The organism is Neptuniibacter marinus (assembly GCF_001597725.1).
Lineage (GTDB): Bacteria > Pseudomonadota > Gammaproteobacteria > Pseudomonadales > Balneatricaceae > Neptuniibacter > Neptuniibacter marinus.
This window is the reverse complement of sequence record NZ_LUTR01000019.1, coordinates 42304-66422: the sequence shown is the minus strand read 5'-3', so window position 1 is coordinate 66422 and position 24119 is coordinate 42304. Positions and strand designations below refer to the sequence as shown.

24 protein-coding genes are annotated in these 24119 nt (G+C 42.4%); 9 read left to right on the top strand and 15 right to left on the bottom strand.

Translation table 11 applies throughout. The features are described from left to right. Nucleotides 1–219 precede the first annotated feature (219 nt). Nucleotides 220–1728, top strand: coding sequence for a diguanylate cyclase domain-containing protein (locus tag A3774_RS12555; protein ID WP_067868040.1), 1509 nt, complete (start codon nt 220–222; stop codon nt 1726–1728). A gap of 2 nt (nt 1729–1730) precedes the next feature. Here A3774_RS12555 and A3774_RS12550 read toward each other — a convergent pair whose 3' ends face one another. Beyond that, nucleotides 1731–2324 carry a glutathione S-transferase family protein gene (locus A3774_RS12550; protein WP_067868037.1) on the bottom strand — a complete coding sequence of 198 codons (594 nt, stop codon included), beginning with the start codon at nt 2322–2324 and terminating at the stop codon, nt 1731–1733. After that, the gene (locus A3774_RS12545; protein ID WP_067868034.1) at nt 2321–2899 is read right to left on the bottom strand and encodes a pyridoxamine 5'-phosphate oxidase family protein; all 579 of its coding nucleotides are present in this window, start codon (nt 2897–2899) and stop codon (nt 2321–2323) included. The genes A3774_RS12550 and A3774_RS12545 overlap by 4 nt, the downstream gene beginning before the upstream one ends. A 110-nt stretch (nt 2900–3009) precedes the next feature. Here A3774_RS12545 and A3774_RS12540 point away from each other — a divergent pair, with 110 nt between their 5' ends. Continuing rightward, a complete protein-coding gene (locus tag A3774_RS12540; protein WP_067868031.1) occupies nt 3010–3915 on the top strand; it encodes a LysR family transcriptional regulator in 906 nt (301 codons plus the stop codon). 18 nt (nt 3916–3933) lie between these two features. Here A3774_RS12540 and A3774_RS12535 read toward each other — a convergent pair whose 3' ends face one another. Next, nucleotides 3934–4515: a DUF1415 domain-containing protein gene (locus tag A3774_RS12535; protein WP_067868028.1), complete on the bottom strand. Its 582-nt coding sequence runs from the start codon at nt 4513–4515 to the stop codon at nt 3934–3936. Between the two features lie 88 nt (nt 4516–4603). Between A3774_RS12535 and A3774_RS12530 the strand changes: the two genes are divergently transcribed. The 4 genes from A3774_RS12530 to phoR all read left to right on the top strand — a co-directional run bounded on the left by A3774_RS12530 (nt 4604) and on the right by phoR (nt 8313). Then, nucleotides 4604–5140 (top strand): chorismate--pyruvate lyase family protein, encoded by a 537-nt coding sequence (locus tag A3774_RS12530; RefSeq protein WP_067868026.1) that lies wholly within the window; start codon nt 4604–4606, stop codon nt 5138–5140. A 60-nt stretch (nt 5141–5200) separates the two neighbouring features. Next, complete coding sequence (ubiA, locus tag A3774_RS12525; RefSeq protein WP_067868023.1) at nt 5201–6112, top strand: 4-hydroxybenzoate octaprenyltransferase; 912 nt, start codon at nt 5201–5203, stop codon at nt 6110–6112. Nucleotides 6113–6205: 93 nt separating this feature from the next. Next, entirely contained in the window at nt 6206–6901 is a 696-nt protein-coding gene (gene phoB / locus A3774_RS12520) for a phosphate regulon transcriptional regulator PhoB (RefSeq protein ID WP_067868020.1), read from the top strand. A 32-nt stretch (nt 6902–6933) separates the two neighbouring features. After that, nucleotides 6934–8313, top strand: a complete 1380-nt coding sequence (gene phoR / locus A3774_RS12515; protein WP_067868017.1) for a phosphate regulon sensor histidine kinase PhoR — start codon at nt 6934–6936, stop codon at nt 8311–8313. 32 nt (nt 8314–8345) lie between these two features. Here the strand turns inward: phoR and cysZ are convergent, their stop codons facing one another. Beyond that, nucleotides 8346–9119: a sulfate transporter CysZ gene (cysZ, locus tag A3774_RS12510; protein WP_067868014.1), complete on the bottom strand. Its 774-nt coding sequence runs from the start codon at nt 9117–9119 to the stop codon at nt 8346–8348. Nucleotides 9120–9130: 11 nt separating this feature from the next. Beyond that, nucleotides 9131–9352: a hypothetical protein gene (locus A3774_RS12505; protein ID WP_067868011.1), complete on the bottom strand. Its 222-nt coding sequence runs from the start codon at nt 9350–9352 to the stop codon at nt 9131–9133. A 162-nt stretch (nt 9353–9514) separates the two neighbouring features. Here A3774_RS12505 and A3774_RS12500 point away from each other — a divergent pair, with 162 nt between their 5' ends. Further along, entirely contained in the window at nt 9515–10453 is a 939-nt protein-coding gene (locus A3774_RS12500) for an NADP-dependent oxidoreductase (protein WP_067868008.1), read from the top strand. Between the two features lie 28 nt (nt 10454–10481). Here A3774_RS12500 and A3774_RS12495 read toward each other — a convergent pair whose 3' ends face one another. The 9 genes from A3774_RS12495 to A3774_RS12450 all read right to left on the bottom strand — a co-directional run bounded on the left by A3774_RS12495 (nt 10482) and on the right by A3774_RS12450 (nt 20758). Beyond that, nucleotides 10482–11288: a hypothetical protein gene (locus A3774_RS12495; protein ID WP_156473711.1), complete on the bottom strand. Its 807-nt coding sequence runs from the start codon at nt 11286–11288 to the stop codon at nt 10482–10484. Between the two features lie 16 nt (nt 11289–11304). Then, complete coding sequence (locus A3774_RS12490) at nt 11305–15207, bottom strand: hybrid sensor histidine kinase/response regulator (protein WP_067868001.1); 3903 nt, start codon at nt 15205–15207, stop codon at nt 11305–11307. A 14-nt stretch (nt 15208–15221) separates the two neighbouring features. Continuing rightward, complete coding sequence (locus tag A3774_RS12485) at nt 15222–17321, bottom strand: methyl-accepting chemotaxis protein (RefSeq protein WP_067867998.1); 2100 nt, start codon at nt 17319–17321, stop codon at nt 15222–15224. Between the two features lie 21 nt (nt 17322–17342). Then, nucleotides 17343–17822 (bottom strand): chemotaxis protein CheW, encoded by a 480-nt coding sequence (locus tag A3774_RS12480; RefSeq protein WP_082792435.1) that lies wholly within the window; start codon nt 17820–17822, stop codon nt 17343–17345. A 9-nt stretch (nt 17823–17831) separates the two neighbouring features. After that, the gene (locus A3774_RS12475) at nt 17832–18191 is read right to left on the bottom strand and encodes a response regulator (protein ID WP_067867992.1); all 360 of its coding nucleotides are present in this window, start codon (nt 18189–18191) and stop codon (nt 17832–17834) included. An 18-nt stretch (nt 18192–18209) separates the two neighbouring features. Beyond that, nucleotides 18210–19010, bottom strand: a complete 801-nt coding sequence (locus A3774_RS12470) for a response regulator (protein ID WP_067867988.1) — start codon at nt 19008–19010, stop codon at nt 18210–18212. Between the two features lie 441 nt (nt 19011–19451). Continuing rightward, nucleotides 19452–19886 carry a hypothetical protein gene (locus A3774_RS12460; protein ID WP_067867985.1) on the bottom strand — a complete coding sequence of 145 codons (435 nt, stop codon included), beginning with the start codon at nt 19884–19886 and terminating at the stop codon, nt 19452–19454. Next, the gene (locus A3774_RS12455; RefSeq protein WP_067867981.1) at nt 19883–20158 is read right to left on the bottom strand and encodes a hypothetical protein; all 276 of its coding nucleotides are present in this window, start codon (nt 20156–20158) and stop codon (nt 19883–19885) included. The genes A3774_RS12460 and A3774_RS12455 overlap by 4 nt, the downstream gene beginning before the upstream one ends. A gap of 3 nt (nt 20159–20161) precedes the next feature. After that, entirely contained in the window at nt 20162–20758 is a 597-nt protein-coding gene (locus A3774_RS12450) for a YjaG family protein (RefSeq protein ID WP_067867978.1), read from the bottom strand. Between the two features lie 295 nt (nt 20759–21053). Between A3774_RS12450 and A3774_RS12445 the strand changes: the two genes are divergently transcribed. Together A3774_RS12445 and A3774_RS12440 are read left to right on the top strand one after the other, a co-directional pair. Continuing rightward, a complete protein-coding gene (locus tag A3774_RS12445; RefSeq protein ID WP_067867975.1) occupies nt 21054–21953 on the top strand; it encodes an SIS domain-containing protein in 900 nt (299 codons plus the stop codon). 309 nt (nt 21954–22262) lie between these two features. Then, nucleotides 22263–22460: a PA3496 family putative envelope integrity protein gene (locus tag A3774_RS12440; protein ID WP_067867972.1), complete on the top strand. Its 198-nt coding sequence runs from the start codon at nt 22263–22265 to the stop codon at nt 22458–22460. 66 nt (nt 22461–22526) lie between these two features. Here the strand turns inward: A3774_RS12440 and A3774_RS12435 are convergent, their stop codons facing one another. Beyond that, the gene (locus A3774_RS12435; protein ID WP_067867966.1) at nt 22527–24017 is read right to left on the bottom strand and encodes an FMN-binding glutamate synthase family protein; all 1491 of its coding nucleotides are present in this window, start codon (nt 24015–24017) and stop codon (nt 22527–22529) included. Nucleotides 24018–24119 lie beyond the last annotated feature (102 nt).

The following is a 24119-nucleotide window of genomic DNA, read 5'->3' as shown; positions in this document are numbered from 1 at the left end:
CTGGTGTGTGGTAACAACAGTTTACCAGTGGATCTCAGGCTTTTTCATTTACCATCCAAAACTATGGGACAGCAATGGCCTCCGGGCTGTTTTTTTTGGTTAATCTCAAAGTTCTGAAGCGATTGGTCGATATAATGATCACAACGTAATATACCAGCTTAAACATCAAGGCTTAGAAAGACGTGTAGATGCTTAGCTGTTCTCGGATTTAGGGCCTTTATGCTGCAATACACTGTCTACGCTGATCTAAATTGTCCTTTCTGTTATGCCTTGCATGAACAGTTACATGAATTCGGCCTATTACCCCAGGTCGATTGGCGTTTAGTTGAGCATGCTCCCGATATTGCTATCTACAATAAAACCGCTGAAAACCAAGCAGAATTAGCGAGCGATGTATTTGTCGTTCGCAGTCGCGTTCCTTATATAGACGTTGCCCTACCGCAAAGAAGAAGTGATAGCCATTTTGCTAACCTCTGCGTCATCCAAGCAGCAGAACATGACCTAGAAAAATCTATTAAATTACGCCATTTACTCTATCGCGCGCTCTGGATCGACGGTTTAGATATAGCCGAGATACCTGTTATCTATGACTGTCTCATCGCAGCAGGGTTACCTGCAGAAGTGACAATAGAAGAAGCACAAGAAAACCTTTTAGCCCAATGGCAACAAAGTTGGGAAGATGGCAACTTCAACTTAAGAATTCCAGTGATCTGTAGTTCAGATGGCCGAACCTCTCTTGGTTTACCTAGCACTGATGATTTGAAAGCGTTCTTTAAAGGCGAAGAGATCAGTACACTAGAGATTCGTGGCGAAGTTAAAACGAAACCTCTACAGCAAACCATCGCAATCTACTGTGACCATAATATAGAAAACATTTGGCCTTTAATCGCCTCTTTACGTAACGACTACAATATTCTTTTACCCTCAAACCGTTCAGAATTGAACCAGCTGCTACATAAAGATCACCCTGCATTATTAATGCTAAGTACAGAAAATCAATGGGATAGCATGTTTTCACTATGCAGGGACGTCACAAGTAACCAAGACGATTTATCTATCCCTGTCGCGTTCATCAATCAAGAAAACGATGATCAGCGTGAGCTAGAAGCTTATAATGCTGGCGCATCTGATTTTATGTACCTGACCCGCCCAGCCGCTGTTTTACAATCCCGCATACAGATTCTAATGCAGATGAAGCAGTCCCAAGATAAGCTAGCCCGTTCAGCGCGTATAGATGGCCTTACTCAAGTGAATAATCGTCGCGAATTTGACCGTAGCATTGACGCTGAATGGCGCAGGGCACAACGCTCTAAACGCAACTTAGTGCTTCTTATGCTCGATGTAGACCACTTCAAATCCTTTAATGATCAATATGGACACTTAGCCGGTGACGGCTGCTTAAGAACTATTGCGCAGGCGATAAAAAAAACCATTAAACGGGCTGAAGATTCTGTTTATAGATATGGTGGTGAAGAGTTTGCAGTTATACTCCCAGAAAGCACTCTGGAAGGAGCAGATATCCTTGCTGAAAAGGTTCGTGCAAATATTGAAGCCTTACAGATCAAACATCTAAACGCTGGCGACAAAAATATTGTGACAGTTAGTATTGGTATTGCGAGCTGTAAACCCTCTGAAGATATCTGCCCGAACGACTTAATCGAACAGGCAGATAGAGCACTCTATAAAGCTAAAGAACTGGGCCGGAATAGAGTTATCCTCAACACCTAATACTAGAGTTCCGGCATAGAAATAAAGCCAGGTAAGGCTTTAATGCGGTTTATCCATGCCCGAATATGTGGGTAACTTTCTAGGGAAACACCCCCTTCATGGGATAAGCCTACATAAGGCATCACAGCACAGTCAGCAATTGTTGGGCGATCTAAAGCTAACCATTCATGCTCAGTCAGTTGAACCTCAAGAATAGGTAAAATTTTAGCCGCAACGGCTAATGCACTTTCTTTATGCAGATCGAATCCAAACTTATCCACAAGCCGTGCAGCACCTGGGCCATTCTGTACCTCATTCGCCGCCGTCGACAGCCACTGTATAACTTCAGCTTGCTCAGCAGGCGTTTTAGGGTACCAACTTTCATCAGCATATTTCCCAGCAAGATAAACCAAAATAGCTTGGGAATCTCTTATCACAACCTCCCCATCAGTTAAAACAGGAAGCTCCCCTAATGGGTTTAAGTCAATCACTGGTGATTGTTTATGCTCACCGGCCATAAAATCGACGGGAACTAACTCTAGTTTAATACCCGCTAATGCAGCAAATAAACGGGCTTTGTAACAGTTACCCGATAACTCAAGATCATAAAGCTTCATGTTAAATCTCCTTGTTTTATTACCCCGAGTTCTAGCAGCTGTTCCTCACTAAAACGAGGTGTCAAATATTGTGAACAGTTCCAATCAAAAGCTTCCAACTCAATCTCGATGACAGATTCGACTCGCTCCTTTTCACTGCAATAGTCCATAACCGGCTTTAACCGCTCGGATAGGTCATCAAGAAAATGAATACGCATTCGGCCTAAAATTTTTAACCGGCGCTTATTAGCGTAGTCTACTAAGAACAACGCCACCTTATTGTTATGGGTGCTATTACCAAGCGTTTGATATTGAGAATTACCTCGATAATTAGCAAAGGCTAAGCATTGATCGTTAATGATTTGTAAAAAGCCGAGAGGGCCGCCTCGATGTTGAATATATGGCCAATCATTTTCAGAAACCGTTGCCATATAAAAACTATCCCGCTGCGCTATAAAAGCACACTCCCGTTCCCTTAAACGATCAAAGTCTGGCATACGCCCACGCATCTGCTGCATTTTTTCAAAACTGCCAAAATGCTGCTGTATTGATTCTACGGCGGGGGTGAATGTTAATTCACTAAAACGGTGGGCCATCGATCTCTCGTTTACTTTATTAGGTTAAAGTCATTATTGTTCATTCATTTATAGCAATAAATAAAAATAAACGACTTTAACTAATGCAATTTTCGCATTAATATAAACATATGAATAAACTTAAAGCGATGGCTATTTTTGTAAAAATTGTTGAAAGCGGTAGTTTAAATGGCGCAGCGGATAAACTATCGATGTCACAATCATCCGTAGTAAGAGCCCTTGCTGCTTTAGAAAATACCTTAGGCGTTCAACTTCTCTATAGAACCACTAGACGCCTGACTCTCACTGAAGAGGGGCGTGATTACTGTCAGCGCTGCCGACAAATACTGCTTGAGGTGGAAGACGCAGAAAATGCACTGACTCAACGGCAAATTAAACCGAGTGGAAAAATACGTATTACCGCCCCCATGACCTTCGGGCGTCTACACCTAGCACCTATTATTAATGACTTTTTAACCACCTTTCCTGAAACCGAGGTTGAGCTTCTACTCCTCGATCGTGTTGTAGATCTTATTGAAGAAGGTATGGATATAGCCTTGCGCATAGGCCAACTCCCCGATTCAACTTTAATTGCTAAACAGATTGGTCATATCCGTTATAAGGTCTGTGCTAGTCCTACATACATTCAAAAAGTAGGTATACCTAGCGCCCCCACTGAACTATCCGAGTACCAATGTATACGGCTTACAGGACTAAAATCGCACTCTGAATGGGCATTTAAAGAGACCGGAAAAGTACACAAAATAAACGTATCGGGCCCTTTTAAAACGAATCATATTGAAACAGCGCTAGATGCTTGCGCCCAAGGGTTAGGCTATTGCCAGTTTTTAAGTTATCAAGTCGACCAGAGAATTGCTTCAGGAGAGCTAACACCAGTACTTGAGAGCTTTGAACCCGATCCTGTACCAGTGAATTTGGTTTACCCTCACTCACGCTTACTTTCATCAAGGAGTCGGTACTTTATTGAATGGGCAGCCCCTAGATTAAAAACACGCTTATCTTTAATCCAAAGCTAAAGGTTTATCCCGCGATAGTCACTTCTCAAAGTATTTTTCCAGAGGTGGAAAACGTTCAATAAGACCTTCACGTCCCAAAGTTTCCATTAGCGCTATGTTCCGCTCAGGGATCTCCTCTGGCGTTTTATAGTGCATTAAAACACGACTCATCTGCCCTTCACGGATAATATGAATAGTGGGGAACGGCGCACGATTGGTCCAGTTACTAATATGATCGGCATCAACGCCAGCAAAGCAGTATTGAGGATGAAAACTAGCCAACTGAAAAACCCCATCAAGACCGGCATCTTCTAACGCATCTTGGCACATATCCAATAGATCAAGAAAGCTATAAAAGTCGATGGCAGTCTCAGTAAAACTGATTAAGCTAGTGGATAGCTCAGATTCTTTACAGTTCTGAATATGCTGTAATTCGTTTAGAAAATCTTGGATTGCAACATCCAGCTCAGTCGCATGTGACACACTAAATCGGATTGCTCGTTTACGCACCTCAGGGGCCGCAAAGGGACATAAATTAAGGCCCACGACTATAGATTCAACCCACTGCTGAGTTAAAGTCGCGGCCTCTTCTGCAGGAAAAGAAAATTTTTGTATATTCATAAAAAGGGATACTACCTCAGCCTATCGGCTGGAGATACTCATACATGTTAAGATATTGGTTTTGATGAAATCTCAGGACAACTGATCTGTGCCCATAAAAGCTGCCCTTACTCGACAAAGTTTTGATACTCGTTGGAAATCACTCCGTCGTCCCTATCAACAGGTCGCCCCCCAACAATTGCGCACTTGGTTTACTGACCACGGCTCTCTGACACAACGTTTGATAAAACTAAGTAAAGGCGACTTTCGAGTTGAAGTGGTACAACAAGGTTGGTTTAGACCCACGCGCTCAGAAGCTAAAGCGCTAAAAATGGATTACCGCCAAGTTGCACTCATTCGAGAAGTTCAACTCATCGGCAATGGCCAACCTTGGGTCTTCGCTCGATCAATTATTCCAGCACAAACACTCAGCGGTGCGGAACGTCAGCTCAGAGTATTAGGCAATCGGTCATTAGGTAGTTTGCTATTCAGCGATCCAACTATGCGGCGTGGACGCTTACAAATATGTCGTTTATCGCTTAATAGTACGGAAAAAGTATGGGCGCGCCGATCTGTATTTTTTCTATCGAAAAAGCCTCTTTTGGTTTCAGAGGTTTTCCTGCCGCAACTTCTGCAGGTAAACTAAACCTAATTAGTATTTTAGTAAACGCACGTCTAATTAACGAATTAAATCGCAGACAACTTTATGGCCTCTGGAACACAAAAAAACGCCCCTTTCAGCGCAGCTAAACTGCGAGCATTTGTACAAATAATGCGTATAAATAAGCCCATAGGCAGCTATCTCCTTCTGTGGCCAGCTTACTGGGCCCTATGGATGGCAGCGGAAGGTATGCCTGCATACGACATCCTCATTATCTTCACGCTTGGGGTTTTTCTTACTCGCTCAGCAGGCTGCGTAATTAATGATTACGCAGATCGCAAGATAGATGGTCATGTTAAACGTACCGCCATGCGACCTATCCCTTCCGGCCTGGTTAGTCCAAGGGAAGCCTTAATTCTCTTTACCATCTTAATGTTGGCCGCATTTGTACTGGTACTCTTTACCAATATAGAAACCATTATTTTATCTTTAGGAGGTTTAGCATTAGCTGTCTGCTACCCTTTTATGAAGCGCTACACTCACCTACCACAAGTAGTTTTGGGCGCTGCGTTTTCTTGGGCTATTCCTATGGCTTTTACCGCAGTGACTGAAAGTGTACCTATTTATGCGTGGTTAATTTATATAGCCAATGTTTTATGGACTATCACCTATGACACTATGTATGCCATGGTCGATAAAGATGATGATCTACGTATAGGTGTTAAATCAACTGCCATACTATTTGGCGATGCAGATAAAGTTATTATAGGGATTCTCCAACTAACAACACTGATTACTCTTGCCTTAGTTGGTCAACAGATTCACTTGGATTGGCCTTACTATCTCGGTTTAATCTGCGCTGCAGGCTTCTTTATTTATCAACAGTTCCTTATCCGTAATCGCGAACGTGATCTATGCTTCAAAGCGTTTTTAAATAATCATTATGCAGGTTTAGTGATTTTTATTGGTGTCGCAAGCCATTATTTCTTAGCACAATCGGATCTTTTTAAGCTATAACTTAGTAATTCAATGCAGTCTGTAATATTTGTGTAACAGTATTGTCTTCTAATAGCCCCGTCGATAAATTGAAATATAAAGGGCAATAACACCATGTCTGATTCTAAAAGCGTACTTATCGTAGATGATGAGGCGCCTATTCGCGAAATGATCGCAGTTGCACTAGAAATGGCTGGATACAACTGTTTAGAAGCGGAGAACGCTAATGAGGCGCACAGCCTGATCGTAGACGATAAACCGGATATGGTCTTATTGGATTGGATGATGCCCGGCACTAGCGGCATTGAATTCGCTCGTCGTTTACGCAAAGATGAAACAACCGCTGATCTCCCCATTATCATGCTAACCGCTAAAGGTGATGAGGATTACAAGATCAAAGGGCTGGAAGCAGGTGTAGATGATTACATCACAAAGCCATTCTCTCCTCGCGAATTAGTAGCGCGTTTAAAAGCGGTACTTCGTCGTACAACACCTAAAGGGATTGAAGAACCGGTAAGCGTCGATGGCCTGACACTTGATCCTATCTCCCATCGCGTAACCTCAGAACAAGATCCTATTGATCTAGGGCCTACAGAGTTTCGTCTATTACAATTTTTTATGACACACCAAGATCGCGCATACTCCCGTAGCCAGCTGTTAGATATGGTCTGGGGAGGCAATGTATATGTCGAAGAGCGTACGGTGGATGTGCATATCCGTCGTCTACGTAAAGCCCTTGGCGCTCGACATGATTATCTGGTACAAACAGTGCGCGGTACCGGTTACCGATTCTCTGCCAATGTAGCCTAACGACTTTTCCGATAGCTTTTATAGGATGTAATATGCAAAAGAACCGTCACTCAATGTTGTCCAATTTAATGGTAGTGAGTGGTGCCTCTTTGACTATAGGACTAATACTAGGCTATCCAGGCTGGGCCACCAGCTTAGGGCTTATTGGCTGGTCTCTCTTGCAAATAAACCGATTCAATAAATTAATGGATTGGTTTCATAAAAATGATGACCAGATCGAACTACCGGAAACCACGGGTCATTGGGGGGAGTTGTTTGATGAGTTATCTCGCGTACAACGTCGCCAACATACGAGAGAAACACGCTTAGGTAACATAATTAAGCGCTTCCAAGATTCAACCTCCGCTTTACAAGACGCTATCATTATTATTGATAAAAATAATAATCTTGAATGGTGGAATAAATCAGCAAATCGCTTACTTGGTCTGGACGATAAAACGGACCAAGGCAAGCCTATAATGAATCTACTCCGTGATCCCCGTTTTGTCCGCTATTACAAACGTGGGCAATATAATGATCCAATTACTTTACCCTCCCCTGCACATAACGATCTTAAAATTCAATATCAGATAACGCGCTTTGGGGACGCTGATCGGCTACTGGTTGCACGGGATATTTCGCGAATTATTCGCCTAGAACAAACCCGTCAGGACTTTGTAGCAAACGCTTCCCATGAACTACGTACTCCTCTAACGGTCATCCGAGGCTATTTAGAAACCTTCTTAGACCAAGACCTCCCTCGACCTCTAATTCGCGGTTTAGGCTCCATGCAGCAGCAAGCACGCAGAATGGAAAACCTCGTGTCTGATCTACTACTGCTATCCAGACTCGAAGCCAGTCATCAGGTCTCAGATGAGCAACCTATTCAAATTCAGAATGTTATTCAGCACATTATGGAAGGGGCTGAGCAGCTAGCTCAGGAAAAAGGCCACAAATTTAGCTTAAATATTGATCCAATACATGATCTTTCCGGTCAAGAGATCGAATTGCATAGCGCATTCTCTAATCTGGTTTATAACGCCGTACGTTACACCCCCGCTGGTGGAAATATTAAAGTAAGCTGGTGGGTGGATGAACAAGGTGGGCACTTTTCAGTAAAAGACAATGGCCCTGGGATAGAATCTATTCATCTTCCTCGACTAACCGAACGCTTCTACCGTGTTGATGAAAGCCGCTCATCCGCCAGTGGCGGAACCGGTTTAGGCCTAGCAATTGTGAAGCATGTGTTGGCTCGCCACCATGGCCAGCTAACCATTAAGAGTAAAGTAGGTAAAGGAAGTACATTTGCTTGCCATTTCCCAGCTGAAAATGTCGGTGTTCGCCCCGAGCCAGGAGAAAACACCTACGAAGAGCAAAAATTGATGGGATTCCAGCAAGTCGAAGACTCTAAGGATAATCAGACTACTCCCTAAATCGTCATCATTGGGTATAGCCTGATAATTGCTTAAGACTCTAACTTTTTCTGATCTAGATCGATCTCAACCCCAGCATGAGCTTCAACCCAGTAAATCGTTGCTCCAACAACCGCCGCAGGCATCAAGATCAGATTTAAGATCGGGATCATCATCCCCAGTTGAATTAAGCCACCAAAACCAATAGACGTAAGTCGATCCGATTTCAGCATCAACTTCATATTTTTAAAGCTGACCTTATTGTTATCCATTGGATAATCGCAGTATTGAATCGCCATCATCCAAGCACCAAACAGCAACCACAAAAATGGTGCAATAATATTAATCACAGGGATAAACGACAGCACTACCAAAAACAATACCCGAGGAAGGTAATAAGCCAGTTTAGATAACTCACGTGCAATAGATCGCGGAATAAGTGCTACCACCGCTTTCCAGCCCTCATCAGTAATCACATTACCTCTTAAACGCTTCTCAACCTTCTCAGACAAGAAACCATTGAAAGGAGCCGCAATGATATTCGCAACTATAGTAAAGCTGTAATAAACCATAACAAAGACTAATAAAGCCATGATCGGCCAAAGAAGATAGTGCAGAAACGATAGCCACTCCCAATCGGGGAGAAAAGCTGAAATCATTTTATCGACCCAACCACTAAACTGGCTAAATAATAACCAAATTGCACCAATAAATAGCACGACATTCGTTAATAGGGGAACTAGCACAAAGGGCCGAATTTGCGGATCAGGTAGCATCTGCAATCCTCGCAGCAGATACCCAGCACCTCTAATAGGATTTCCTTTCATAATCGCCTTTATTAAATTAGAAAATTAATTATACGGATAGCCACTGCCGCGACCATCATAGTCAAACCAGCGCGATTCACATTAAATTCGCGCTTAGTCATATTTATAGTTGGCTTCCAAAACTCGATCAGTGATTTGTAATCTTTGGTTCTACCGGCATACATTGCTAAAGAAACAAGATAAACCAACAACCCACCCAAAAACAAAAACTGCTCTATTATTGCCAGATACATTACTCTCGCCTTTATTTGTTGCTATCAAAGAGGAACTCGTTATTATTTTATCAGTCCCTTAAGAAAGCTAGCCTACCAAAAAACAGTGTTCTCGGCTGCCCTGTATAGGTTATAAAACTTACTTTTTGGTAGGGGTTACTTATTCAGCCGCTGGAGTTGTAAATGAAAGCAATACAGATCAGTCAGTTTGGATCTAATGAAGCCTTATCCTACACAGAATTAACAGAACCAAAACTTAACTCTGGAGAAGTTTTAATAAAAAACCAGGCAGCGGGCGTTAATCCGATTGATTGGAAAACTTGTGGCGGCGGCGGTGCTGCGCCGTTTATTGGTGATCTACCTTTTATCCCAGGCTGGGAGTTTGCTGGCATAGTTGAGAAAGTCGCCAGTGATGTAACAACATTTTCTGTAGGTGACGCCGTTTTTGGGTTTATTCGTTTTCCTGAGCGTGCTGGCTGCTTTGCTGAATATATTGCAGCACCTACTGATCAAATTAGCTTACGACCCAAAGAACTTCCTGTTCACGCGGCGGCGGGTTTAGGTTTAGCCGGTTTAACTGCTTGGCAAGCTCTGTTTGATAAAGGGAATCTACAAGCATCACAACAAGTTGTTATCTTAGCCGGTGCTGGAGGTGTAGGTCATTTAGCCATTCAGTTAGCCCACTGGGCTGGCGCAAAAGTCATTACAACCGCCTCAAGTACAAATCACGATTTCCTGAAATCCCTAGGCGCCGATTTAGTTATCGATTATCACACGCAGAAAATTACTGATCATGTGGAAAATGCTGATCTAGTGATTGACTGCATGGGCGGCGACGTGGGTATTGAGGCGCTTGCTTGTGTCAAACCAGGCGGTACTTTAGTTACATTGCCTTCAGTAACCAAAGATGAAGTTATCGCTGCTGGCAACGCCGCTGGAGTTAAGGTGGAACCAATACGTGTCGAGCCTAACAGCGAACAACTCGATAAACTGGCAGGCTTGTATGTAGATAAAAAGCTGGAATTGCAGTTAGCAAACACCTACCCATTAGAAAACGTAGGAAAAGCCTTTGATGAAAGCCGGACAGGTAAAGTAAAAGGGAAAATCGTCTTAACGATCTAATCCAATCTAATCAAGGTAGATAACCAACTTAGGGGCTAACACTTAGTCCCTGATACATTGATGTTACTTTATCCATGCTTTGTGTGATTTTTTCCGCAGAGCGCATAATCAGCGGTAATAAAGCTTTATTAAAATCCATATCAGAAAGATCTTTAAAACGCTTAAAGTCTTTCTGAATTTTGTTGAGCTCATTTTTTATCTGATCACTGTTTAATTTACTACTCTCTAATACATCCCTATTTTGTTCAAACAACTGTAAGGACTCAATAAAGGGCTCTGAGTAACGGTCGTTGAAACCCCAAGCACGCAATGCATAATGACTACTAACCCGCTGAGATAACATACGTACAAACCCAGCTGTACTGATAAGGTTTCCATATGCACTCTCAGTTTTAGCATTAATCTCAGCAGTAACTAACATCCACTCTTTCAAAAGCAGTTCCGTTTGCACACGTACATTCTCAACGTTCTCCTTTGTTGGTTCTTTTTCGTACAAAGGCTTTACAACGTCCCAATGTTCCGCCGCTTTTCTAAATGCGTCACCGACCGTATCTGGTGTACTGTAAGAAAGCGATTGTTCAGAAGCATGCTTATTAACATATTTAAGTATCTCTGTTTCTGCGGCCTCGTACTCAACGATTGCTGCGTTAAGATCCTGCTCGGCCTTTCTCGCACGCACAGACATACCCACTAAAATATAGTTTTTGAGCATCTCTTGGCTAAGTCTATTTTGATTTGAGGATGAGTTAATAAGTGCTTCAACAGATGTTATTTCAGCAGAAACCACTGTGCTCATAAATAACAAACTCAATATTAAATATTGAAATCCCTTCATAAAAGCAATCCCCTTATCAGGTACAAACTTCGGCCAATAGGTCATCGATCTGATCCAATAACTGGTTTTCAGACCAAGGTTTTGTTAAATATGCAGAGACACCAGCTTCAACTGCTTCCTTTCTATGCTTTTCAGTAGAACGAGAAGTAATCATTATCACCGGCATATGCGTAGTTTCATTACGGTTTCGAATCACTGTTGCTAACTCAACCCCACCCATTCTCGGCATCTCCATATCAGTGATAACCATATCCGGCTGACGTTTACGCATCTGGTTCAATGCATCTAGGCCATCGATCGCGGTCATAACCTCATAACCAGTATCTTTTAATAGTGTCTCAATTGTCTTACGCGCACTTAGGGAGTCATCCACTATTAAGATTCTTGGTAGCTCTAATTCAGCCTCAATCTCAACCATTAATGGCTGCTCATGGAACGCTGAGCGTTTATAACGAATACGGCCGGGTAGATCGACAATCGGAGCCGCCTGTCCATTTGCCAAGATCGTTAATCCGGGTAAACCAGGTAGATCAGGGAGGTAGTCACTCATCTGTTTAAACGCGAGCTCACGATGTGCAATCACTTCTTTCACTAAAACAGCAACCCGTTCACCTTGCGCCAGATTCACAATCAAAACAGGATGAATAGCCTCAGCTTCTAGGTAGTTATAAGCGCGTTCATCAAGAAGATGCTCAAGCATATAAACGGGATAATCATCCCCTTCATACTGAAACATTAGCTCATCACCCTGATGATTGAATTGACCATCTAGTGAGATCAAGCTCTGCTCAATCCCATGACCAGCAAGGGCAAAAACCTGCTTACCGCAACGAACCAATAATGTACGGATCATCAAAGAGCTGGCAGGCATAGCTAAATGAAGCTCTGTACCTTCTCGGCTATGAGAAGAAATATCTAAGGTGCCTTGTAAACGTAGGATCTGCTGATAGACCACATCCATGCCAATACCACGGCCCGACAACTGGCTAATCTCTCCACGGGTAGAAAAACCGGGAATCAAAATCAAACGATTAATCTCATCATCGGTGAGCTCTAAGCCCGCCTCAATCAACTCTTTCTCTTCAGCAACCGCTAACACGCGCTGCGTATTAATCCCATCACCATCATCCCTACACTTCACATCAATCATGGCATCTTGGAGTGAGAATGTGAGCGTAATACAACCCTCTTCAGGCTTCCCTCTTTGGGCCCGTAAACGAGGGGTTTCAATACCATGATCAACAGCATTACGAATGATATGTAGTAATGGGTCAGCTAACTGGTTCAAGATAAAACTATCAACCAGTGTATCTTCACCTTGGATTATGAGGTTGGCTTTTTTATCAGTTGCACGGCACGCCTGACGTAATATTCGTTGCAAACGGGAGGCAATCGTTTTAACTGGAACTAATCGAGTACTTAAAACATTATCGAGGGTTTCTTTCTGCAGACCTGATTGGGCTATATGCAATGAACTCAAACTCTGTATACGCCCTTCCATCTCTTGTTGAATCTCACGTACATCGGCAACCGCTTCTTGCACACGGGAGATGGTGGTATGGATTTCGTTATAGCGATCCATCTCTAATGGATCAAAATCGTCAGAGCTTTCATCAAGCTCCGATTGCGTATTAATCTGCTCCTGAAACTGCTGCTCAAGCTCAAAAAGTACACGCTGTAATATACGGTGACGCTCGCGGTTAGTTCGTGTAAATCCTCGAAGTTGAGTAACCTCTTCATCAAGCTGTGTATTCAAAGTGCTGGATTCACCCGCCAGACGAAACAGGTTATCCAAAATAGATCGAGGAACACGGAAAACTGGCGATTCATCTAGCGCATTTTCATTTGCGGCTTTATCGTCAGAGGGTTGAGGTTGATCCGTCAGTCTTTGCTCAGCAACAATAGAGGCACCCTCAATGATGGATGAGCTGTCTTGCTCTAGGGCCGGCAAGCCTTCTGTTTTGAGTCGATAATCCCAATCCATTATTAACTGTAAAACCTGCAAAGCATTATCCGGTACAGCCGTCCCCTCTATAACACTTTCTGACATTGCCGCCAGACAGTCAGCCGCTTCAAAAAGATCATTTTTTAGGGAACCTGAGGGTAACTGATCAGCCCCTGTCAGGTACTCCATTACATCTTCAAGCCGATGCGCTAAGTTTGCCACGCCTTTAATACCCGCCATATTTGCCAAACCTTTTAGGGTATGTACGGCACGTTGGGCACTGCGTAGAGCCTCTTTATCTGAATCGGCAAAGGTTTTCTGTATATTATTTAAGAAGTCATCCGATAAAGTTGGAAGCTCATGATGAAGCATATCAAGGAGCTGAGGATCTATATCTTCTGATTCCTGCAACTCTATATCATCTACACCCGCTGTTTCTTGCTCTATATCTCCACTACTTTGCAATGAGGCTAAAGCTAAAAGCCCCATGATAAAAGAAGCTTGCTCCACTGTAGGTCGACAAGGTAACTGAGTATCAACATATTGATCGAGTAAGGTTTGTTGACGTTCATATACACTAATATCAACAAAATACTCTTGTAGACCGGTCAAACACGCATGTATAGATTCACTCGACTCGACAGTGAGCGGGATAGTATTTTCAATCAAGTAATCTAAGTTGAGTATTAACCCCTCCACCAGCACTTTCGCACCAATAAGGTTTATCGTATCTAGTGCACGAATAACCGTAGCTAACAGATCGCGGGACTCATCGAGCAATTTAGAGTTGAGTGAGTTCTCTTGCCATTGCTCAGCTAAACCGGTTACTGATTGAGAGAGCATATCAATCACTGCCGGCTCAATTTTCGGCCCTTCTTCCTGCAACAGCGTAAAATCAATCGAACAAAAGCTAGGTGGTTCAGGTAAAGGCTGGCTAGCTTCTAATGGAAGATCTGACTCGACCCCTCCATCTAAATTTTGAGATTCTAGCGGCTCAATCACCTCTTTAATTAACGCTAGTGGTTCAACACTTTCGCCCTCATCCATCTCATTCGCAACGAAGGTGCCTGAGTTCAAACGTTCTAAATCTTGTTCTAAGAGTTCACTTAAAAACTCAGTATCTTCACTAGCAACGGGCTCAGGCCAATCCTGATCGGTCATAAGGGCGAGTATAGGTGCAATCATGTCAGCTGTAGGCTGTGACAATAATCCTAAAATCGCTTGATTGAGCGCGGTTGCACAAGGTGCTGAATCCGTATCGCTTAATTGGGCTAATAACTCCCCATAAAGCGCCAGAAGATCTGAGAATCCTGACCAATCATGCTCAGAATGGATATCGATCTGCTCATAAAACTTTTCAGTATGTTCCTCACTAAAGTAAGGAAGCGCTGCCGCCATATCCGTTAATAGAGCAAAAAGGCCAGGGAAAGCACTTTCAACCACTGGTGAAGGAGCAAGAGAAGACTCGGATGATGGCTGTTCAACAGTTTGATCCGGCGTCATATCTAGGTCTAGATCAACCGATGACGGGATAGGCGTGTCCAATAACTCAGCATCGGCACGCTCCGAATGATCCAGCTCATCGACACTATTTAACTGCCGACAGTCAAGTTCCAGCAGCTCAAGCAAAAATCCACTGTCCTCTTCGGGTAAAGGTTCAGCCCAAGCTACATCCTGTAAACAGCTGACTAAACCTTGTGCCACTGTTGATGCGTTACCATCAAAAACTCCATCCAACTGTTCCGCTAAACGGTGAATAACAGAGTCTACCTGTTTAATATGCTCCTCAGGCTGGGATTCTAATAATTCAGCATAAAGTGCTAAAAAATCGGCTAATCCTGGCAGATCGTGCTCGCTGAACTGGTCAACATATTCATACAACTCGACGATCAACTCAGTCAGCGGCAACTCCATCTTTAGACAGAGTTTTTGTTTTGCATTCAGCCACTCGATGGCTAGTTTAGGATCAAACATTGATCTCTATCCTATTAGTGTTCAGTCGTGGCCAATTTAAATACACTGATTGATTTCTGCAGTTCTTGGGCCGCATCTACCAATTCATCAGACAGTTCAGCCTGCTGGCGCATCTCAGCATTCGTCGCTTGGGTCGTTTCATTAATGCTTGTCGCACGTTCACGAAGTTCCTCTGCCACTTTAGCCTGTTTAACTGAGCTGTGTGCAATACGCACAACAGAGTCAACCAAGGTTTGTGTAGTGGATCGTGTTTCACCCATACGCTCACCCGCTTCCTCGGCAAGACGTGTACCTTCAACAACGTCACTAATTACATTATTGATTACATTGATAGTGTCCGCTGTCTCTAACTGAATGTTGTTTACTAGGGATTCAATTTCAGAGGTTGCTTCACGGGAGTTCTCAGATAAACGCTGTACCTCATCTACCACTACCATCAAGCCTCGGCCTGCTTCACCAGCCGATGCCGCATGCATACTCGCATTCAGTGACAATACGTGAGTACGTTCTGAGATGTTGTTGATCAGGTTTACGATACCGCCGATCTCTTGCGAACGCTCACCTAGGCGTTTGATACGTTTTTCCGCCTCATGGATGGTCTGCCGTATTTTATTGATACTATCAATTGTTTGAGATACAGAATCCATGGCGGTTTCTGATGTTTTAATCGCTTTCTGAGAGGCGTTATTTGAGATCACCGCTAGCTTAGAGATTAACTCCATCGCTTTAATGGCAGAATCAAGACCATCCAGCGTTTCACCGATCTCCTCTTTCTCTCGTTCGGCATAACTAAGGACTGTTTCTGACTGTGACTTAACCTGTACAGATGCAGTGTTTACACGGCCGGAAACCACATTAACTTCGAGCAGTACTGATTCAATCGACTCAACTAGTTGGTTAACGGAGTCAGATATCGCACCCGTCACATCTTCAGCTACAGGTACTCGCACGGTTAGATCTCGTTGAGAAATTTGGAATACGTTTTGGATCAAAGAGATAATTGAGGCGTTTAGGCGTTTGTTTTCCGCCTCTTTAACTTGTAGCGCATTCTCTTTCTCTTCAAGCATGCTATCCAATACAACAGATAGCTGACCAAGCTCATCTTTACTATCTAGTTTACTTCGTGCATCGACTTCGCCTTTACGTACACGGTCAATCGCATTCTGTATTTTACGCAGTGGATCAATTACACCATATTTTACGATCGACATTGATACCGCTAATGCTGTGATCATCAAACCCATTGAGACGAAGAAGTATGTTGCCATCTCTTTCGTATCATCTAGCTGCAAGTTGTCATTCTGAACTTTATATTCAGCAGCTAACTCGGTTACTTCATCAATTTTTGGTGCGAGTTGAGAAATAATGATACGAAGTTCTACAAATTTAGCATGTCCGATTTCTGTCGCTTTACTTAACTCATCAAACAAACTCGCAATGGTATCGATGTTCTTTATTATGGTATTACGTCGGGTATTAAAAGGAAGTTCGTTAAGTTCGGCTGTTAGGGTCTGTATTGTTTGATTAACTTGATCAATCACAACAACATTGCCATTAGTTGCTATATATTCATCAATCATTACTCTTACTTTATTAAATTGCTCGCGCATATCCGCGTTTAATACATCCACTAAGGGCGCGGTTTCCCACACAAGGGCACGTAATTCTTGGGCCAAACCTCCTTCATCTTGTCCTAGCCCCACTTGCATGCTGGCTTCAGATGCGTCGTAAAAAGTATCTTGGTACTGATCTATAATGGTCTGGAATTGCTCAACAAGGGCTTTATCTTCATCTGTACGTAAGTAAGATTTTAAACTGAGAATATCTGCATCAACCGTTCCCATGATGTCGTTATACATGGTTAGCTGGTTCATCTCTTTTTCAGCTTGGAAACTTTTTTCCTGATAGCGCGCTTCAGAAACATTAGTTTGAATACGACCAACTAAAAGTAGGAAGTCATTCAACTGCTGTGAACGTGCCTGTGCTTTTTCTTGCAGAACGATTGTCTGATAGTAAGAAGCACCCATAAAGATCAAGCCCGCGCACAGTAATGCCAACGCAATGGCAAACTTAATCGGTATCCGTACGTTCTTAAACTCCCAAAACGATTGCATAGATCTAACTCTCCGTACTTTTTAGAACTGTTTCTTTAAGGCTAGAAATAGAAGCCGATGATCGACTTCAAACCATTTATTTTTTTTATCGCTGTAAACATGACATACAGTGTTTTCTATAATTTCAGGTAGCCCTATGGCCACCTCATCTAGCCGTTCAGGGTCGACAACACTTTGCGGCGGAGACTTTAAAAGGATCCCTACCGTGTTGGGATGGTCATCTATCAACAAAACCCAATCTTGAGCATCTTCCTCTTCATCTAATACCCGTAAATATTTATTCAGGTCATACACTGGCACCGTTTCTCCGCGATGATTAATAAAGCCTGAAAACCAATCTGGCGTTGACGGTACAGCACAAATCGCTGGAGATTTTACAACCTCAGCTCGTGTCTGTTCAGATATTAAAAGTGGGCAACTACCCACTTCAAACCCATGCCTGATTTGATGAAACTCGGAACTACTTTCTTGATCAATACTTGTTTGCTGAGTATCCATCATTCCACTCTGTTAAGTCAGTGCATTAATCTGCGCAAGCAGGTCTTCATCCGAAAATGGTTTAGAGACCATTGCTGAAGCACCTTGAAGTTGAGCCCAAACCTTATCGGCTTCCTCTTTTTTACTCGAAACAAGCACAACAGGAATATTCTTAGTGGCCTCATCTGTAGTGATCTGCCGACAAGCAGAGAAACCATCCATCTCAGGCATTACTATATCCATAAAGATCAAATCTGGTTTTTCATTCTTTGCCTTATCTAAGCCCTGCTTACCATCACTGGCAACAATGACCTCAACACCACAACCTGCCAACACTGTACATATATGCTTCTGTTGAACAGGATCATCTTCAACTACAAGAACTTTTTTCACTGACTGTCTCCAATATCATTAAGCTTTTTGAAACTCATCAACCCAATTAGATACCCTGCTGATAACCCTTTGGAACTCGTCATGCTCTATCGGCTTGGTTAAATAGGTGGAACAACCGGACATGATTCCTTTAACCTCATCCATAGGTGAGGTTTTAGACGTCAGCATAATGATTGGGGTTTTCTTTAATTCTGAATGTTTTCTCATTTCTGCACAGGTTTCAAAACCATCAATACCCGGCATTACTACATCCAGAAAGATAAAATCATAAGAATTATTCGCGACTTTTTCTAAAGCCTCTTCACCTGTTGCTGCAAAGTGGACATTAACTGGCAAAGAAAGCTGTTGCAGTTCTGAGTCTAACGCTTGCTGCATAATTTCATTGTCATCAACAACCAACACTTGAAAGCCATTACGAGTGGAAGAAAGCTCTTCAGCTTCGGTCTCCACATTTTCATACTTGCTGAATTTATTCTCTTCAACCGTTTCGGCAACGGGACATTCCATATCCTCATTTTCACTTGTCATTTTATCTAGTGTTCGTAGAACACGTGAAGAGACAAGTGGATAACCAAGGTATGCATAACTTTTATCGGCGGGTCGACCCCGACCGACTAAAATTAATCGTGAGTGATAGCTAGAAGGAAGGTTTAAAAGCTCAGGATGGTCATTTAGATTAAAGCCGAATACCAGCATTAAATCAGGTAGGTTATTAAAATCAGGATCAACAAGGATATAGCGTGTTTGTTTGGAAAGTTTGAATATTTTTTCCAGCTTTATTCGCTGGTCTTCAGGAAAACCTATGGAACCAATCTGCATTCTAGCCCCCTACCCTAATAGTAATAGAGGGTCGGTTCACATCATAGTGAATAGCTCGATAGGCTGAAATGGTATAGGTAAAACCGCAGGCACTATTATAGGTAAGCCCAACATTAAATTTATGCTGAGATGGCTTAATTAAGACTGCAGAATTATAACTTAGTGCATCCGATGCACTAATATTGAAATTTTCTACTACCATAAGTACGCAATACCAATAGTACAACGTTGTTTCGCCCGAGCGGCTATGCTTCTGCCAGCCCCATCCATTATCTCTTTATTATTTTTAATGACGTCTTATGCGCCCTTACTACACTGTACAGCTTTTAGACAGACAAGCAAATAAAGCATTTCTAAACAGCTATTTAACTTAATAGAGAAAAGAAACTTTGTAAATTAATAAGCCAAAAAAAAGCGAACCCAATGGTTCGCTTTATATGTTTATTGTGGTTGCGTTGAGCAAAAGAATTGCTGCTGCCTCATTAATAATCGACAACCTTCCCCTCGAATATCTCTCCCCCAACAACTTTCTCTTGCCCACGTCTTGTCATCGTCTGAACGTTTTTCATTGTATGCGGGTACATCTTTACAAAAATCTGGACTCGGTGCCGCATGCTTTAAACAGGCATTTAAAAATTTCCCGTGCTTAACAGTACAAGCAAAGCCAGAACAGTGATCAAAACTACTCAATGTTTGCTCTAAACACGCTTGTTGATCATTCTCTTTACCAAAAGCGCCCCCCTGCTCTTGAAACAACTGCGTTTCTTCCGCTAGTTCTTTATTCCACTCAGGCAACCAATAATCCTGTGTTAACCATGCACCAAATATGCCTAGAACAATCAACAATATAATGCCCCAAACTAACTTTTTAATCATTTTTTAAATCCTTTTTGAGGGCGCCATAAAAGGCCTTTCATACATAAAAGCAAGCCAATAATTGATAACAACATCATGCCATTGACAAGCAAAGGGTAACGAGCCATTAAGGGAATAAATGGATGTTTTTCCTGAAGATCACATTCACTAATTTGGTAATTATATGATCCCCCTTGCTTAATACAGGCATCAACGGTGGACTGATCTATAAAAAATACTGTCATCAGAATAAGTGCGGGGAGCACAAGAAATACTAGACCTATTTTTAACATCTACTACTCGCTATCGCATATACCCAAATTACTATATCCGCCGTTATGTGCCAGCTCTCTTAGTTCTGCAAGTGCTTCTCTGCGAGGAAGGTCGTCCTGTAGGATCTCGATAATATCCGCATGAAAGTCATCTTCTTGAATCATAAGATCATGAGTATTGATATAACGTACAAGCTCTTCATCTGAGATTTGATCATCCGCATTCATCTCTATAAATGTTGCTACGGACTCACGAGACATATTGGAGACATTTAATACTTCTCCAGCATCAGCAGAAAGCACTGTATTTAATGTGGAAAATAACGCCACGATAGCGTCAAGTGCTGGTGATGCCCCATACATATCGAATTTATCAAGATCGGGCATGTTGGCTTCAACATTATCCAACTGAACGTCAAAGTTCATTTTAGCGCCGCTATTGTTGAGGTGATCCCACACTCCATCAAGAATCTGACGCATTTTGGCTAACTCACCAAACTCCATCAAACGAGCAAACAATGCAAAGTTAGGAAACATACGCTCAGACATCGCGGCGCAATAAGCAGCTAGTTGCCAATCTTTAAGATCGTAAAACTCTTTATCAACACGCGGTTCGGACATGTAAATCACCAGATCTATGGGAAAGTGTGTATTGTACCGATTTTATGATTATTTGCAGCGTAATATGACCCTACTAATCATTCTATTCTCTACTTAGTTAGACTAAGTAAAAAGAGACAAATTCTGTCGCTGTAAAATCCACCGAAAACCGTGTTTATCTTCACGTTATTATTTATAAAAAAAACATGTCTTAACCTTATAAATGAGACAATTATCAGTAAAAGATGATCTGTTATGTATAAGCTTGTTATACTTTAGAAAGGGGCTTTATCTTGATAGACAGTGAGGTGTTTAGTTGAGTTCGTTTAATCTACTTAAGTCGATTGCGGAAGCGCATGGAAGCTTAAGAAAATCTGAGCAGAAAGTCGCTGACTTTGTGCTGGGTAACCCTAATGAGGTTATCCATATGCGTATTGTTGATTTAGCTTCAGAAGCGAATGTCAGTGAACCTACTGTTGTCCGTTTTTGCCGTGCACTCAACTACGACGGTTTTCAGGATTTCAAGCTAACTTTAGCTCAAGGCTTAGCGAGTAATACCAATTACGAGCAGTTTTCACTGAATACCAAAGATACAGTGATGGAGTTCAAAGAAAAAATCTTTGATTCCATGATCGGAAACCTCCTTAATATTAAAGAGCAGCTCGATACAGAAACGGTAGAAGCTGCAATAAATAGCCTAACAAAAGCACGCCGAGTTGAGTTTTACGGTTTTGGGGCATCAGCACCTGTATGTACAGATGCTGCTCACAAGTTTCACCGTTTAAAGGTATCTAGCACTTCTTATTCCGACCCTCATATGCAAGCAATCTCTGCCGTCTCTCTTGATGAACGAGATGTAGTGGTCGCAATTTCACAAACGGGGCGAACAAAAGACCTGCTACATACCGTCAACTTAGTCAAAGATACAGGAACGACGGTTATATCCCTTTGCCCAAGTAATACTCCGCTTGCAGAGGCATCAACCATATCTATCCATATTGATTTAGAAGAAGATAAAGACCTAAGTACCTTAATGTCATCACGGGTATTACATTTGGTTGTCATTGATGTTTTAGCTGTAGGTGTAGCCATGAAGTTAGGCCCCGGTTTAATTGATCACCTAAAAACGATTAAACGCAGCCTGCGCTCTTTACGCCAAAATGACAAACGCCCTCTTCTACGGAAACCATCAAACTTTCCGGAAAGCGAGAGGTAATGACTGAATAACACTAATCCATGGGATATAACCTTACTTTTATCCCATTTTTTCACCTTTCTTACATCTTTCCTTCATCTCCCTGAAACAACCTATTTTTATTATGAGCCGTCTCTTTAGATGTGCCATTCAACCTAAAACTATTTGAAATTTAGCGTCAGCTATAATAAAACTAGTTCAAGGTTGTTTTTAAACAGGGTTTGAGATCCATTAATATCTCATGCTCAATCACTAGTGCCCCTCATTGCGGTACGTAAATAATACCGACCGATGGGCCTTCTGACCGTTAGGATAAGATCAGGAGCTATTATGTTGAGAAATACCGAAAACCTAAATGAAGTACAAACCGAAGTCTTCGACCTTTTAGTAGGTTTTGAAGAAGAGGAAAAGTTATCTCGTAAAAAACTAGCATCAAGGCGAGCTTTAAAAGCACGCAGAGCGATTGAACAACGTTTTGAAGAGAAAGAGCTTGCTGCACATATTAATGAGTGTTGGTTTGGAAGTTAATAGAATTTAATACGCCAGTTCTTTGAACTGGCGTATTTCGTTAACGCTTCGCTTACCTCTAGCTACTTAATACTCTGGATAGAGAATATTCAGGGGTATAGATCGGCTGCCTTCAACAACAATCGCACAATGCTTACGCTTAAGCTTGCGTGGTTCAGTTACACCACATGAGTGCGCGATTATCTCTACTTCGTGCACAAGATGATTGTGATAATTAGCTACACGGTCCGCTTTCACTTCGGGCACTAAGCCTCGTTGTAAGTCTGGATCATGAGTTGTAATACCTGTAGGACAAGTATTTTTATTACACTGCAACGCTTGTATACAACCTAAGGCAAACATAAAACCACGCCCTGTCACCACAAAATCAGCCCCCATACATAAAGCAGCAGCCACATCCGTTGGGTTGATTAATTTACCTGAAGCAATAACACGGACACGATCCCGCAAATCATGGGCCATCAACTTATTCACCAATATAGGTAAACTTTCCCGTAAGGGTAAACCTACGCTATCCATTAAAGGCATAGGCGCCGCCCCAGTACCCCCATCAGCACTGTCTAAAGTAATAAAATCCGGTGCAGATTCTAAGCCTCTCTCTAATATGGCTTCACAAAACTCATCCAACCACTCAGTATTACCTAAGACCATTTTAAAGCCACATGGCTTACCCGTCACAGAACGAATACGTTCAATCATATCCAAAAGGTCTGAAACAGACGCCACGTCTGGATGACGATTAGGGCTAAGTGAGTCCTCACCAACAGGGATCCCACGAACAGCAGCAATCTCAGCAGTTACCTTCTCAGCAGGAAGAATTCCACCCTTACCCGGTTTAGCTCCCTGACTGAGCTTAATTTCAAACATTTTAACTTGCGGAAGCTCCGCTTTTTCTTTCAACTTCTCTTCTGAAAGTTTGCCATTGCTGTCACGTAGACCATATTTAGCAGTGCCCACCTGATAAACAATGTCACAGCCTGAATCTAAGTGAAAGGAGGATAACCCCCCCTCTCCGGTATTCATCCAACAACCCGCCTTTTTCGCCCCCTGCGCCAATGCCTGCACAGCGGGTTTTGACATAGCCCCGTAGCTCATACCCGAGATATTAAAGAAAGAAGGGGCATCATAAGGTTTATCGCAATAAGGCCCTATTCGCAGGCTTTCGGTCTGAACAGCATCTTCCTGAAGCATAGGGAAAGCACAGTTCAGAAAGTAATAAGTACCTGGGATTCTTAAATCACGAGTCGAACCAAACGCGATAGTACTATCGACATTTTTCGCTGCTCTATACACCCACGATCGCTGCGCTCTATTGAATGGCATCTCCTCACGGTCCATCGCAAAGAAGTATTGGCGGAAAAACTCCCCTATATGTTCAAAGAGATATCGGAACCGGCCAATCAATGGATAATTCCTACGGATAGTTTGTTTCGTTTGGTGTTTATCAATCTGATAAAGCACAAAAGCAGCAACCGCAAGAATTACAAAGATAGACAAAAAGGCAATACCAACAAATGCAATAAAGTTGATTGCAAAGTTAGTAATAGGGTCATTCATGCTATAGGCCTCCTATAGACACAGCAGTGAGCCCTTAATGGGCATTATTATATGTTTTTATGAGGTTACAACTTCAGAGTAAATAGTTCAGCTAAGAATTTA